11 protein-coding genes are annotated in these 14,304 nt (G+C 66.2%); 1 reads left to right on the top strand and 10 read right to left on the bottom strand.

Annotated elements, in window-relative coordinates; translation table 11 throughout:
* Window positions 1–543: 543 nt before the first annotated feature.
* From tal to ACTPOI_RS05805, 4 genes are all read right to left on the bottom strand, one after another.
* Entirely contained in the window at window positions 544–1,491 is a 948-nt protein-coding gene (tal, locus tag ACTPOI_RS05820) for a transaldolase (RefSeq protein ID WP_440107303.1), read from the bottom strand.
* Window positions 1,492–1,786: 295 nt separating this feature from the next.
* Complete coding sequence (locus ACTPOI_RS05815; protein WP_440107301.1) at window positions 1,787–2,851, bottom strand: ABC transporter ATP-binding protein; 1,065 nt, start codon at window positions 2,849–2,851, stop codon at window positions 1,787–1,789.
* Window positions 2,852–3,004: 153 nt separating this feature from the next.
* Window positions 3,005–5,233 (bottom strand): ABC transporter permease, encoded by a 2,229-nt coding sequence (locus tag ACTPOI_RS05810; RefSeq protein WP_440107299.1) that lies wholly within the window; start codon window positions 5,231–5,233, stop codon window positions 3,005–3,007.
* Window positions 5,234–5,236: 3 nt separating this feature from the next.
* A complete protein-coding gene (locus tag ACTPOI_RS05805; protein WP_440107297.1) occupies window positions 5,237–6,253 on the bottom strand; it encodes an ABC transporter substrate-binding protein in 1,017 nt (338 codons plus the stop codon).
* Window positions 6,254–6,604: 351 nt separating this feature from the next.
* Between ACTPOI_RS05805 and ACTPOI_RS05800 the strand changes: the two genes are divergently transcribed.
* Window positions 6,605–7,450: a MurR/RpiR family transcriptional regulator gene (locus tag ACTPOI_RS05800; RefSeq protein WP_440108273.1), complete on the top strand. Its 846-nt coding sequence runs from the start codon at window positions 6,605–6,607 to the stop codon at window positions 7,448–7,450.
* 36 nt (window positions 7,451–7,486) lie between these two features.
* Here ACTPOI_RS05800 and ACTPOI_RS05795 read toward each other — a convergent pair whose 3' ends face one another.
* The 6 genes from ACTPOI_RS05795 to ACTPOI_RS05770 all read right to left on the bottom strand — a co-directional run bounded on the left by ACTPOI_RS05795 (window position 7,487) and on the right by ACTPOI_RS05770 (window position 14,280).
* Complete coding sequence (locus tag ACTPOI_RS05795; protein ID WP_440107295.1) at window positions 7,487–8,470, bottom strand: tripartite tricarboxylate transporter substrate binding protein; 984 nt, start codon at window positions 8,468–8,470, stop codon at window positions 7,487–7,489.
* Between the two features lie 137 nt (window positions 8,471–8,607).
* Window positions 8,608–9,540, bottom strand: a complete 933-nt coding sequence (locus tag ACTPOI_RS05790; RefSeq protein ID WP_440107293.1) for an electron transfer flavoprotein subunit alpha/FixB family protein — start codon at window positions 9,538–9,540, stop codon at window positions 8,608–8,610.
* Between the two features lie 150 nt (window positions 9,541–9,690).
* Window positions 9,691–10,440 (bottom strand): electron transfer flavoprotein subunit beta/FixA family protein, encoded by a 750-nt coding sequence (locus ACTPOI_RS05785; RefSeq protein WP_440107291.1) that lies wholly within the window; start codon window positions 10,438–10,440, stop codon window positions 9,691–9,693.
* A 44-nt stretch (window positions 10,441–10,484) separates the two neighbouring features.
* Entirely contained in the window at window positions 10,485–12,068 is a 1,584-nt protein-coding gene (locus ACTPOI_RS05780) for a class I adenylate-forming enzyme family protein (protein ID WP_440107289.1), read from the bottom strand.
* A 10-nt stretch (window positions 12,069–12,078) separates the two neighbouring features.
* Window positions 12,079–13,092, bottom strand: a complete 1,014-nt coding sequence (locus ACTPOI_RS05775) for a Bug family tripartite tricarboxylate transporter substrate binding protein (RefSeq protein ID WP_440107287.1) — start codon at window positions 13,090–13,092, stop codon at window positions 12,079–12,081.
* 180 nt (window positions 13,093–13,272) lie between these two features.
* The gene (locus ACTPOI_RS05770) at window positions 13,273–14,280 is read right to left on the bottom strand and encodes a Bug family tripartite tricarboxylate transporter substrate binding protein (RefSeq protein WP_440107285.1); all 1,008 of its coding nucleotides are present in this window, start codon (window positions 14,278–14,280) and stop codon (window positions 13,273–13,275) included.
* Window positions 14,281–14,304 lie beyond the last annotated feature (24 nt).

The following is a 14,304-nucleotide window of genomic DNA, read 5'->3' as shown; positions in this document are numbered from 1 at the left end:
ACCAGACATCCATTCGGGCCTTTGCTTCGCTCGGCCCCATCTCGCGGGCGCAGGCGCCTCGCGCAGCCAAGCGCCGCTGGCGACGAGCGCGACCCATGACGGGTCGAGCGCAGCGATGACCCGAATGGCTGTTCGGCTGTTCGGCTGTTTGGCGCCCCACCCCTTCTGGCTGCGCCTGCGCCGGGGCGGTTGCGGGGTGGCAGTCGCGCAGGTGCGCGGCTGCTTCGTGATCTGACTCGCCGTGGCTGTCCGAGCGGCGCGCGCAGCGCAAAGCGAGTTCCACGGCGCACCCCGCAACCGCCACGGCGCAGGTTTGCCCCGCAGCGAAGCGAAGGGGTCGCAGACTGAGGGTCGCCTTTTCTTTGCTTACTTTCTTTTGGCGAAGCAAAAGAAAGTGAGTCGCTCGCCGGGCGACTCCCGGCTCCCGCCCTGAACACGAGCACACCGCCAGATCTGTAGAAACCGATCTCCAAAGGAGGCCCCAAAAAACAAAAGCGGCCAGCGCCCAAAAGCACCAGCCGCCCAAAAAAGACGCGAAAAAACTCAGACGGCCAGAATCAGCTTCTCCAGCTTCACCGCATCCACCGCAAACGCCCGGATGCCTTCGGCCAGCTTCTCCGTCGCCATCGCATCCTCATTCAACGCATAGCGGAACCCCGCCTCGTCATAGTTCACCGCGGGCAAGTCCATGTCCCGGGCAGCATCCGCATCCAGCGCCTGCTGCAGCGGCGCGTCACTCGCAGCCAGCTGCGCCAGCAGTTCAGGCGCAATGGTCAGCAGGTCGCACCCCGCCAGCGCCGTGATCTGGCCCACGTTGCGAAAGCTCGCGCCCATCACCTCGGTGGCAATGCCAAAGCGCTTGTAGTGGTTGTAGATCTGCGTCACCGACTGCACGCCGGGGTCGTTGGCACCTGCGCGCGCAGCCTCGTCCCAGCTGGCGCCGGCCTGCTTCTTGTACCAGTCGTAGATGCGGCCGACAAAGGGCGAGATGAGCTGCACCTTGGCCTGCCCGCAAGCCACGGCCTGCGCAAACGAGAACAGTAGCGTGAGGTTGGTGTGGATGCCCTTGCGTTCGAGCTGCTCGGCGGCCTTGATGCCCTCCCAGGTGGCGGCGATCTTGATGAGCACGCGGTTGATGTGGATGCCCTCGGCCTCGTACAGCTCGATGATGCGTTCGGCGCGCGTCACGGTGGCGCTGGTGTCAAAGCTCAGGCGGGCGTCCACTTCGGTGGAGACGCGGCCGGGGATGGTGGCCAGGATCTCGCGGCCAAAGCGGACCAGCAGGCGGTCGATGATCTCGTCCATGGGGCGGCCTTTGAACCGCGCCACGGTTTCATGCAACAGGGGCGCGTATTCGGGCTTTTGCACCGCCTTGAGGATCAGCGACGGGTTGGTGGTGGCGTCCTGGGGCTGGAATTGCGCCAGTTGCTTGAAGTCGCCGGTATCGGCAACCACGGTGGTGAACTGTTTGAGGGCGTCGAGTTGGTTCATCGCGCCATTATTCCGCAACGCAACAGATTAGGGCCTGTTCACACTATTTTTGCCAGATGCGTTGCAATCCAAAAGAGCCAGGCGCTAGGCGCCAAACGAAGCTGGGGTGCGGCCCCAGCGAGGCTTGGCAACGACGCGGATGGCTCTTTTGGGTTGCAACCCGAAGGGAGGGCAATGCAAACCGCGCCACTCGTTGTTGCGTTCCTAGCCAAGGCCCCGGCCTTGGCGTCGTCACGCGCCTAGATTGGCGCGGTTTGCATCGCCTTCGCACTGGCAAAAATAGTGTGAACAGGCCCTAGCCCGTACTGCCCACCACCGATACACCGTGCACGCCCAGGGACAGGTGCACCTCGTCGCCCGGGGTCAGCACGTCGTCCAGGTCACCCGACACCACAAACACCCGCCCCAGCGCTGTCTCGAACGTGTACTCGTGCACCCCGCCCAGATACGCCAGCTGGACCAGCCGGGCTGCCAGGGTGGCCGGGTCCGCCTGCCGCGCAATGCGCCAGGCCTCTGGGCGTACCGCCACCTTCACGGGGCCGGCGGGCGGCGCCAGGCGCGGGCGCAGCACCAGCGGGCCCAGCTGCACCGTGCCGTCAGCCTGCCCCGTGCCGGGGAACAGCATGGCCTCGCCCATGAAGCCGGCCACGAACTCGCTGGAAGGCGTCTCGTACAGCGCGCGGGGGGTGCCGCGCTGGGCGATCAGGCCCTGGTCCATCACGATGATCTGGTCGCTCACGGCCATGGCTTCGGCCTGGTCGTGCGTGACGTACGCCACCGTGAGCGACAGCCGCTGCTGCAGCGCGCGAATCTCCTCGCGCATCTCGCGGCGCAGCCGGGCGTCGAGGTTGGACAGGGGCTCGTCAAACAGCAGCACCTCGGGCTCCAGCACCAGCGCACGGGCCAGCGCCACACGCTGCTGCTGTCCGCCCGACAGCTCGCTCGGCAGGCGCTCGTCAAAACCCACCAGCCCCACGCTGCGCAGCGCCTCCACGGCTTTGGCACGGGCGGGGTCCTTGGCCTGGCCCGACATGCGCAGGCCGTACATCACGTTCTCCACCACGTTCATGTGCGGGAACAGCGCGTAGCTCTGGAACATCATGCTCACGTTGCGCTGCGCCGGGCCCAGCGTGGTCACGTCCACCCCGCCGATGAGGATCTGGCCCGACGTGGGCGACTCCAGCCCCGCAATCATGCGCAGCGTGGTCGTCTTGCCGCACCCCGAGGGGCCGAGGATGGTGGTGAGCGTGCCACGCGGCACCTCGAAGCTGATGCCCTTGACGGCCAGCGGCGCACTGCTGCCGCTGCCGTAGCGCTTGGTGATGTTGCGAAACTCGATGCCCGCTGAGTTGGTATTCATGGTCTTTATATGTTCAATTCTTCACGGCACTCGGACAAGCCACCAGCCGCAGATACTGGCGCCCCCCGGCGCGAGGGACGCCGAGCAAGGGCCGCCCCGCAGTGAGGGCGTCGTCCACCTGGGGGGGAAGGCGCCGCAGGCGACTCAGGGGGGTCATCGTCTTCCGAGTTTGCGGTCGCCCACCAGCCACTGGATGAGCGCAATCGATGCTGACATCAGCAATATCAGCACCGTGCAGTACGCCAGCGCCACGCCGTAGTCACCGTTGCCCACGCGGCCAATGATGTAGGTGGTGGCCAGTTCGTTCTCTGCCGTGACCAGAAAGATCACCGCGCTGACAGTGGTGATGGCCCGCACGAAGCTGTAGACCAGCGCCGCCACCAGCGCGGGCTTGAGCAGCGGCAGGACCACATGGCGCAGTGTCTGCATGCTGCCGGCGCGCAGCATCACCGAGGCTTCGTCCAGCGACCGGTCGAGCTGCTTGAAGGCGGCGGTACCCGCCCGCACGCCCACCGGCAAATTGCGGAACATGAAGCACAGCACGATGATGAGCGCCGTGCCCGTCAGTTCAAACGGCGGCACGTTGAAGGCCAGGATGTAGCTCACGCCCAGCACCGTGCCCGGGATGGCAAACGCCAGCAGGGCCGAGAACTCGAACGCGCCCTGCCCCCGGAACTCGGTGCGTGCCAGCAGCCACGCAATGCCGATACCCAGCGTGGCCGTCATCGGCGCCGAAATGGCCGCCAGCTTGATCGTGGTGAAGAACGAGTTCCACGCCGTGCCCGCCCACACCAGGCCGAACTGGCCCCACTCCACGCTGAAGGCCGTGCGGAAGTGGTTGAGCGTGATGGTGTAGTCACGCCCCCAGGTCTGCACAAAGCCGCCGGCCAGCGCAAACAGGTACACGATGAGGGTGAACGCCATCCACGGCAGCGCGATGGAATGCACCACGCGGCGCACGCCGGTGGGCAGCGGCATGGCAATGCCCGAATCGCCCTTGCCCGACACGGTGGTGAAGTTCTGCTGGCCCAGCAGCCCGCGCTGGATGGCAAACACCGTGAGCGCAAAGAACGTGAGGATCCACGCCAGCGAGGCCGCGCGCCCCTGGTCGTACTGCGCGCCCACAATGGCAAAGAAGATTTCGGTGGACAGCACCGAGAACTGCCCGCCCACCACGATGGGGTTGCCGAAGTCGGCCATGCTTTCGATGAAGCCCACCAGGAACGCATTGGCCAGCCCGGGCTTGAGCAGCGGCAGCGTGATGGTCATGAAGGTCTGGAACGGGCTGGCGCGCAGCGTTTGCGCAGCCTCTTCCAGGCTGGGTGCCACGCCCTGCACCACGCCGCGCATGATCATGAAGGCGATGGGGGTGAAGGCAAACGTCTGCGCCAGCCACACGCCAAACCAGCCATAGAACCAGCGCGTGGGCGGGATGCCAAACGCGTATTCGAGAAACTGGTTGACCACGCCCGCACGGCCAAACAGCAGGATGAGGCCCAGCCCCACCACGAACGGCGGCGTGATGATGGGCAGCAGCGCAATCACATTCAAAGGGCGCGCATAGCGGCGCGATGCGCGCTCGGCCATCAGCGCCATGAAGGTGCCCAGCAGCGTGGTGCTGGTGGCCGTCATCAGCCCCAGAAACAGCGTGTTCCACGCCACGCCGCAGCGCTGGCCCGCACCGCTCAGGCAGGCCAGACCGAAGTTGCGCTCCTGCGCAATGCGCTCCCACATCACCGCCAGCGAAAACGGCCCGTCTTCCAGGAAAAACGCCGCGCCCAGTGCCTTGAGAACCGGGAACACAATGAACAGCGCCAGCAGGCTGCCGCAGCCCAGCACGGCCGCCGCCACAAACAGGTCGCCCTTGAAGTAACCGCGTCGCGCCAGGCCAAACGCGGCCAGCACCAGCAGTGCCGCCAGCGCCAGGAAGGCGCCCCAGCCCATGCCCGGCTGGCGCGTGCCCAGCTCGCCCAGGCTTTGCGTCAGCCACTCAAACGCCCAGCCGCGCGCACCAATGGCAAAACCGCTGGCCAGCAGCGCCAGCAGGCCCAGCCCGCCGCCCAGCAGCAGCACCGCGCCCTGCCTGCGGCCGGCAGGCATCAGCGATGCGGCCCCGGCAACGACCAGGCCGATGAGCCCCAGCCACAGCCACGGGCGGCCAAACGCGGCCGCCTGCATCAAACCATTGCCGGTTTGCTCGGAGGCGAAGACCTGCCCCGCGGCCAGCAGGCCGTTGGCGTCCTGCTGCGCGTACCACGGCAGGGCCAGGTAGCCCAGCACACCGATGACCAGCCAGATCCACAGCGGCCGGTTGACGGCCCCGTGGCGCGTGGCAAACGAAGGGCTGGCGTGTGCCGCCAGCGGCGATGCCGATACCGACATCGCTTAACGCGGAGCGTTCTGGACTTCTTTTTCCCAGCGCGCAATCAGGCGGCGGCGCTCGGCGCTGGCGCCGTACTTGGCGTAGTCGTAGTTGATGAGCTTGATCTTGGAGGGGTCGGTCATGCGCGGGTCTTTGGGCACCTGCGTGTTGCTGGGCAGCTGGAACTGCTTGGCCGCCAGGCCAAACTGCTGGCCACCGGGCGTGAGCGCCCATTCGTAGAACTTCTTGGCGGCCTCGGTGTTGGGGCCGTTCTTGACGATGCTCATCGAGCCCACCTCGGCGCCCGTGCCTTCCGAGGGCGTGACAGATCCGACCGGGAAGCCATTGACGGCTTCGGTGGTCACATCGTGCACAAAGCTGACCGACACCGTGGTTTCACCACGCGCTGCTGCCTTGACCGGCGCCGTGCCCGAGCGGGTGTAGGTGCTCACGTTGGGATGCAGGGCCTTGAGGTAATCAAAGGCCTTTTCCTCGCCCATCAGCTGGACCAGCGTGGCGATCATGGTGTAGGCCGTGCCGCTGGAGGCCGGGTTGGCCATCTGCACCTCGCCCTTGAGTTCGGGCTTGAGCAGGTCAGCCCAGGACTGCGGGGCTTTCAGCTTGCGCTTGGCCAGCAGTTCGGTGTTGTAGCCAAAGCCCAGCGGGCCGAGGTACACACCCACGGTGCGGTACTTCGAATCGGCCGCCTGCTTTTGCGCCCAGGGATGCAGCTGTGCGAGTTGGGTCGACTTGTATTCGAGCGTGAGGCCCTGCTCGGCCGCCTGCAGGTGCGGGTCGCCCGTGCCGCCGAACCAGATGTCGGTTTTGGGGTTGGCCTTTTCGGCATTGAGCTGCGCCAGCGCCTCGCCCGAGCCCTTGGCCGTCATGTTGACCTTGGTGCCCGTGGTCTTGGAATACACGGTGGACATCAGGTTGCACCACTCGGCCTGCACCGAGCAGATGATGTTGACCTGGCCCTGCGCGAACGCGCCCGATGAGAAGAGGGCCAGCGCAGCGGCGGCAAGGATGTTTTTGTGCATGGGGAGTTTCCTTCTGGGGACAACAGGGATGGGATGCAGCCTGCCCACCGTGCGGTCGGCGGCTGGCGGCCCGGCGCGGGGCGCGGGACGTTCATGACAATCGGATGACAGCCGATCGTATACGCAGCCCGGCACCGGGGCCACGGGGATAACACGCACCGGCTTGCGCTGCCGCAGACCCTGTACACGGCCCCCCGCCTGGATGAAACCCAGTTACCATTTCCGCTGGCTGCCCCATCACCATGACCGTTTCACGCACCCCGCTCACCCCATCGTCTGCACAGGTGCAGGCCGCGGGCGCGGCCGTGCGGGGCGTTCGCCCGTCGCACTTCTGAAGGAGCGCAGTTGACCATGCTGGACCGCATCACCGCATCGCTATCGTCCCTGGCGCCCGCCGAGCAGCGCGTGGGCAAGCTGGTGCTGACAGACCCCCGCGCATTTGCACGGCTGCCCGTGCGCGAGCTGGCCGAGCGCGCCCATGTGAGCAAGCCCACCGTGGTGCGCTTTTGCCGCAGCATGGGGTACGACGGCCTGGCCGATTTCAAGCTCAAGCTGGCGGGCAGCGTGAGCGAGGGTGTGCCCTTCATCCACCGCAGTGTGGATGTGGACGACAAGACCGGTGACGTGCTGGTGAAGGTGGTGGACAACGCCGTGGCTGCGTTCCTGCAATACCGCAACGCCGCCAGCACCGTGGCGCTGGAGCGCGCGGCCGAGGCGATTGCCGCCACCTGGAAAACCGGCAAGCGCATCGAGTTCTACGGCGTGGGCAACTCCGGCATCGTGGCGCAGGATGCGCAGCACAAGTTCTTTCGCCTGGGCGTCACGTCGATTGCCACGAGCGACGGCCACATGCAGGTGATGAGCGCCACACTGCTGGGCCCCGGCGACTGCGCGGTCATCATCTCCAACTCGGGCCGCACGCGGGACCTGATGGACGCGGCCGACATTGCCCGGCGCAACGGTGCCACCACTATCGTCATCACGGCCAGCGGCTCGCCCCTGGCCAGCACCTGCAACATCCACCTGGCCGCCGACCACCCCGAGGGCTACGACCGCTACAGCCCCATGGTGTCGCGCCTGATGCACCTGCTCATCATCGATGTGCTGGCCACCTGCGTGGCGCTGCGCATCGGCAGCTCGCTGCAGCCCATCCTGCAGCAGATGAAGGAAAACCTGCGGGCCAAGCGGTACGCGTGAGGGCCCGGGAAGCAGCCCGGCCCCCGCCAGGCGTGGTCAGTCCAGCGTCACGCCCGCGTTCTTGATCACCTTGCCCCACTTCACCGTCTCGGCCTCGATGAAGGCATCGCAGGCCTCGGGCGTGGTGCCTTCGGGGAAGGTGCCCATGGCGTCCAGCTTGGCTTTCGTCTCTTCGCTCTGGATGATGGCGTTGACGGCGTCAGACATGCGCTTGACGATGTCGCGCGGCGTGCCGGCCGGGGCAATCATGCTGGCCCAGGTGCTGCCCACCAGGCCAGGAATGCCCTGCTCGATGAAGGTAGGCACATCGGGCACGGCAGGCAGGCGCTTCTCGCCCGAGACGCCAATCAGCCGCACGCGGCCCGACTTGCCAGCCTGGATGAGACCCGTGGGCGCATCAAAGAACAACTGGATCTGGCCGCCCAGCAGGTCGGTGAACGCTGGTGCCGCGCCACGGTAGGGGATGTGCACCATGTACGTCTGCGTCAGCGCCTTCATCAGCTCGCTGGTCAGGTGCGCAGCCGAGCCCGTACCCGACGAGCCAAAGCTGATCTTGCCCGGGTTGGCCTTGGCGTACGCGACCAGTTCCTTGGTGTTCTTGAACGGCGCGTTGTTGGGCACGGCGGCCAGCAGCGGCGACACCCCCATGAGCGACACACCCACCAGGTCCTTGCGCGGGTCGTAAGGCAGCTTGGGGTAAAGGCTGGTGTTGGCGGCGTAGGCCGCAATCACCACGCCGAAGGTGTGTCCGTCGGGTGCGGCCTTGGCGACTGCGTCCACACCGATGATGCTGTTGGCACCCGCCCTGTTCTCGATCACGATGGGCTGGCCCAGCGCCTTTTGCAGGCCCACCTGCAGCAGACGCGCCATCTGGTCGGTAAAGCCGCCGGCCGTGTACGGCACGATGATGCGGATCGGCTTGCTGGGCCATGCCGTTTGCGCAAAGGCGGGCAGGGCCGCGCTGGCCAGTGCGGCAGCGCCCGCGTGGACGACCGTGCGGCGGGAAAGGGGTGCATTCATGGTGTTGTCTCCGTTTTTTTGTCAAATCAGGCTGTAGCGCTTGATTTATTTGCACCTACAGCTATCTATTGAATAGCAAAACGCCCTTCCCTTGCTTGCACGCGGGGAAGGGCCGGTTGCCATCGCCAACACACGTCTTACAGCGCCTTGACCAGTTCCGGCACGGCCGCAAACAGGTCCGCCTCCAGCCCGTAGTCGGCCACGCTGAAGATCGGGGCCTCGGCATCCTTGTTGATCGCCACGATCACCTTGGAGTCCTTCATCCCAGCCAAGTGCTGGATGGCGCCCGAGATGCCCGCTGCCACGTACAGCTGCGGCGCCACGATCTTGCCGGTCTGGCCCACTTGCCAGTCGTTCGGTGCGTAGCCTGCGTCCACCGCGGCGCGGCTGGCGCCCAATGCGGCGCCCAGCTTGTCGGCCAGCGGGGTCATGACTTCGTCGAACTTTTCCTTGCTGCCCAGCGCGCGGCCACCGGAGACGATGATCTTGGCTGCGGTGAGTTCGGGGCGGTCGCTCTTGGCGATTTCGCTGCCGATGAAGCTGCTCTTGCCGTTGTCGGCGGTGGCGGCTGCGGTTTCGACGGCTGCGCTGCCACCCGTTGCGGCTGCGGCGTCAAAGCCGGTGGTGCGCACGGTGATGATCTTGACGCTGTCTGCGCTTTGCACGGTGGCAATGGCGTTGCCGGCGTAGATGGGGCGCTCGAAGGTGTCGGCTGCGATGACCTTGGTGATGTCGCTGATCTGCGCCACGTCCAGCTTGGCGGCCACGCGGGGGGCGATGTTCTTGCCGCTGGCGGTCGCGGGGAACAGGATGTGGCTGTAGTTGCCGGCGATGGCGAGCACTTGCGCGGCGACGTTCTCGGCCAGGCCGTGTTCCAGGCCGGCTGCGTCGGCGTGGATGACTTTGGCAACGCCTGCGATGCTGGCGGCGGCTTGTGCGGCCGCGCCGGCGTTGTGACCTGCGACGAGGACGTGCACGTCGCCACCGCAGGCAACTGCGGCAGTCACGGTGTTCAGGGTGGCGCCCTTGATGGACGCGTTGTCGTGTTCAGCAATAACGAGAGTTGTCATGACAGTCGTCTTTCTCTTGAGTCTGGAGGGTGTTGGCATCAACCACGGCCTTCGATCAACCGGGGCCGATGCGAGGGACACCGAGGAAGGGCCGCCCCGCACCGAGGGTGTCGTCCCCCTGGGGGGAAGGCGCGAAGCGACTCAGGGGGGTCAAATGACTTTCGCTTCGTTCTTGAGTTTTTCAACGAGTGCGGCCACGTCAGCCACCTTGATGCCGGCGCCGCGTTTGGCGGGTTCGGTCACTTTCAGGGTTTTGAGACGGGGAGCCACGTCCACGCCGAGGTCTTCGGGCTTGAGGATGTCGAGCTGCTTTTTCTTGGCCTTCATGATGTTGGGCAAGGTGACGTAGCGGGGCTCGTTCAGGCGCAGGTCGGTGGTAATGACGGCTGGCAGCGAAAGCTGCAGGGTTTCCAGGCCGCCGTCGACTTCGCGGGTCACGCTGACCTTGTCGGCTGCGAGTTCGACCTTGCTGGCGAAGGTGGCCTGGGGCAGGTCAGCGAGGGCTGCGAGCATCTGGCCGGTCTGGTTGGCGTCGTCGTCGATGGCCTGCTTGCCCAGGATGATGAGCTGGGGTTGTTCCTTGTCGACCAGAGCTTTGAGGATCTTGGCCACAGCCAGGGGCTGGAGTTCGACGTCGGTCTCGACCAGGATGGCGCGGTCGGCACCGATGGCCATGGCGGTGCGCAGGGTTTCCTGGCACTGGGCCACGCCGCAGCTGACTGCGATGACTTCGGTCACCAGGCCTTTTTCTTTCAGGCGCACGGCCTCTTCAACGGCGATTTCGTCAAAGGGGTTCATGCTCATCTTCACGTTGGCGATGTCCACACCGGTGTTGTCCGACTTGACGCGGACCTTCACGTTGTAGTCCACCACGCGTTTGACAGGGACAAGGATCTTCATGGATTGGTCTTTCTGAAAAACAGGGAAATTGGTCCATCAATGCATCAGCACTCAAGGCGCTGGTGCAGGTCACGCAGTTCGCGCTTGAGCACCTTGCCAATCGCGCTGCGCGGCAGCTCGTCGATGAAGTGCAGCGCGGCCAGCCGCTGCGTCTTGCCCGCACGGGCGTTGTACCAAGCCATGATCTGGCCGGCATCGTCGGTGGCGCCGGGTTGGCGGCACACAAAGGCCACCGGCGTTTCGCCCCACTGTTCGGAGGGCACGCCGGTCACGGCCACGTCCTCCACCGCCGGGTGCTTGCGCAGCTCGGCTTCGAGGTCGCTGGGGTAGATGTTGAAGCCACCGCTGATGACCATGTCCTTGCGGCGGTCCAGCAGTGTGAGGAACCCCTGGTCATCGAACCGCCCCACATCGCCCGTGCGGATGAAGCGCTTGCCCGTGGCATCAAACCACTCGGCCTCGCGCGTCTTGTCGGGCTGGCGGTGGTAGCCGGTCATCATGCCGGGTGAATGGCCCACCACCTCGCCGGTGGCACCGGGCGGCAGCTCGTTGCCTTCTTCATCGATCAGGCGGATGTCGCTGGTGGAGGCAGGCTGGCCCACGGTGTGCAGCTTGTCGGGGTGCTCGTGCGCCGCCAGGATGCAGGTGCCACCGCCCTCGGTCATGCCATAGAACTCGTACAGCGCGCCCGGCCAGCGCGCCAGGATGTCGGCCTTGAGCTCGGCGCGGAACGGCGCGCTGGTGCAGAACTTGGCGCGAAAGGACGACAGGTCAAACTCGCCAAACTGCGGCAGCGCCATGATGCGCTGGTACTGCACCGGCACCAGCATGGAATGCGTGGCGCGGATCTGCTGCGCGGTCTGCAGGTAGCGCAGCGCATCAAACTTTTGCATCAGCCGCACGCTGCCGCCCCAGCCCAGGCCGGGAAAGAACGACACCAGCGTGGTGTTGGAATACAGCGGCGTGGCCAGCAGCGTGACGCTGTCCGGCCCGTAGCCCTGCGCCAGGCCGCGCACCAGGTGCGCCCAGCGCATGCCGTGCGACTGCACGATGCCTTTGGGATTGCCCGTCGTGCCGGAGGAATAAATGATGTTGAACGGGTGCTCGGGGCCCACGTCCACCGGCTGAGGCACCGCGCCTTCGGCGGCGAGCCACTCCGTCCACGGCGTGCCCGCGCCCGCGTCATCCAGCGCCACAAGGGTCAGCGCACCGGCGCCTTGCATCACCGCAGGCGGCACTGCCGCCCTGCCCTGCGCATCGGCAAACAGCACGCGCGCCTGCGCATCGCCCAGCATCGATGCCATGGCATCGGGCGTGACAGAAGGCGCGAGCGGCGCCACCACCACGCCCGCGCGCAGTGCGCCCAGGTACACGGCCGCATAGCGCACCGACGACGCGGCGCACACGGCCACCACATCGCCCGGCTGCAGGCCCCGCTGCTGCAAGGACGCCGCCACGCGGTCCACCAGGGCATCGAGCGCAGCCCAGTTCAGCGCGGTGTCGTCATCGGCCAGCGCGCTGGCCTGCGGGCGCTGCTGCGCGTGCTCGCGCAGCAGGTCGGAGACCCGCCGGAACGGCGGAAAAGGAGCGGAAATAGCAGGAGTGGCAGGAGTGGCAACGCTGGTCATGTCACTGCTTTTACTCGAAGGTGATGCCCTTGTCGCGGATCACCTGGCCCCACTTGGCGTAGTCGCCGCTCACGCGCCTGGCCATCTGGTCGGGGGCTTGGTAGTTGGCAATCGCGCCGGCATTGAGCAGCTTGTCCTGCACCTCCTTGTCGGCCAGGATGGCCTTCACTTCGGTGCTGATGCGCTCGACCACGTCCTTGGGCGTGCCGGGTGGGGCCATCAGGCCGCCCCACGACACGGCATCAAAGCCCTTGAAGCCCTGCTCGGCAATCGTGGGCACGTTGGGGATCACGCCCACGCGCTTGGGCGAGCCCACGGCAATGGCGCGCAGCTTGCCGGTCTGGATGTGGGGCAGCGCGGCCACGAGGTCGGCATACATCATGGGCACCTGGCCACCCAGCGTGTCGGTGATGGCGGGCACGCCACCCTTGTAGGGCACATGCTCCATCTCGAACTGGCCCAGCTGCTTGAGCAGCTCCATGCTCAGGTGGCCAAAGCTGCCCACGCCCGAAGAGGTGTAGTTGAGCTGGCCCGGCCGCGCCTTGGCGTGGGTGATGAGCTTTTGCAGGTCGGTCACCGAGGGCATCTGCGCCGGGTTGACCACCACCACGATGGGCAGGTCGTACACCGTAGCCACCGACACGAAATCCTTGGTGGTGTCGTAGCCCGCCTTCTTGTACAGGTGCGGCGCCAGCAGCGTGGGCGTGGCCAGCATCATCAGCGTGTAGCCGTCGCCGGGGGTCTTGGCGATCTGCTGCGCGGCAATGGAGCCCGAGGCACCCGCGCGGTTTTCCACCACCACGGGCTGCTTCAGACGCTCCGCCAGCTTCTGGCCCACGATGCGCGAAGCCGTGTCGGTGGGGCCGCCTGCGGGGAATGGCACCACCAGCTTGATCATCTTGCTGGGCCAGGCCTGGGCGTATGCAGGGGCCGTGCCCAGCAGGCCAAGAGCCGATACAGCCGCAGCTGCGGAGAGAACGGCGCGACGCGAGAAAGCCGCGCGCAAAGAGGATGGTGTTTTCATAAAGAATTCGTTTTTGCTTTCAGTGATCTGCAGCGTTGCTTAAGCCCAAGGCGTCCGAAACCGGCACTGCCCAGACGCGGGCAGCCGCGCAAGGGCCGCCCCGCCGCGCTGGCTGCGTCCCCTGCCCGCAACGCGCAGCGTTGCGAGAGCGGGGGAAGCCGCGCAGCGGCTCAGGGGGTGTTAGTCCAATTTCGCGCCCGACACCTTCACGACGCGCTCCCAAACGGGCGCATCCTTCTTGAACTGCGCGCCGAATTGCTCCGGGTTGCTGCCCACCGGGATGAAGCCCATCTGCTGGATGCGCTCGCGCACTTCGGGCAGCGCAATGATGGCCTGCAGCTCGGTGCCCAGGCGGGCGACCACCTCAGGCGGGGTCTTGGCAGGCGCGCTCATGCCCACCCAGCCAGTCACCTGGAACACCTCGTCCTTGATGCCCTGCTCAGACATGGTGGCCAGCTTGGGCAGCGCGTCCATGCGCTGGGTGCCGGTCACGGCAAGCGGCTTGAGGCGGCCTGACTCGAGATACGGACGGGCCGATTGCAGGCTGGCAAACGCCATCTGGAACTGCCCGCCCACCAGGTCTTGCAGCATGGGCGCCTCGCCCTTGTAGGGCACATGGTTCATGTCGGCCTTGTACTTGTCGGAGAGCCACGCGCCCGCCAGATGGGCATACGAGCCAGCGCCCCACGAGCCGTAAGCGATCTTGCCCTTGTTGCGCTCGATGTAGGCCATCAGCTCCGACGCGTTGTTGACGGGCAGCTGCGGGTTCACCACCAGCACCACGGGCGCCAGCGCAATCTGGGTGATGAGGGCCTGGTCCTTTTGCGGCTGGTACGGCAGGCGCTCGTACAGGAACTGGTTGATCAGCATGGTGGTGCCCAGGGACACCAGCAGGGTGTAGCCGTCGGCCGGCGACTTGAGCGCCTGGTCGGTGCCCGTCACGCCGCCAGCGCCGCCGCGGTTGTCCACCAGCACAGGCTGGCCCAGGCGGGCCGAGAGCTTTTCGCCCAGCGTGCGCGCGGTGATGTCGGTAGCGCCACCAGCCTGGTAGGGCACGATCAGCTTGATGGGCTTGGCAGGCCAGGCGTCCTTGCCGGCCTGGGCCAGGGCCGAGCCCAGCAGACCGGTGCTCACGAGGGCGGCCAGGCCTTGAAGGGCCCTGCGGCGAGGAATGCGAAAGAAGTTCATGTTTGTCTCCAGATTGCGATGGAA

The organism is Acidovorax sp. BL-A-41-H1 (assembly GCF_051942715.1).
This window is presented reverse-complemented; position numbering and strand designations above follow the sequence as displayed.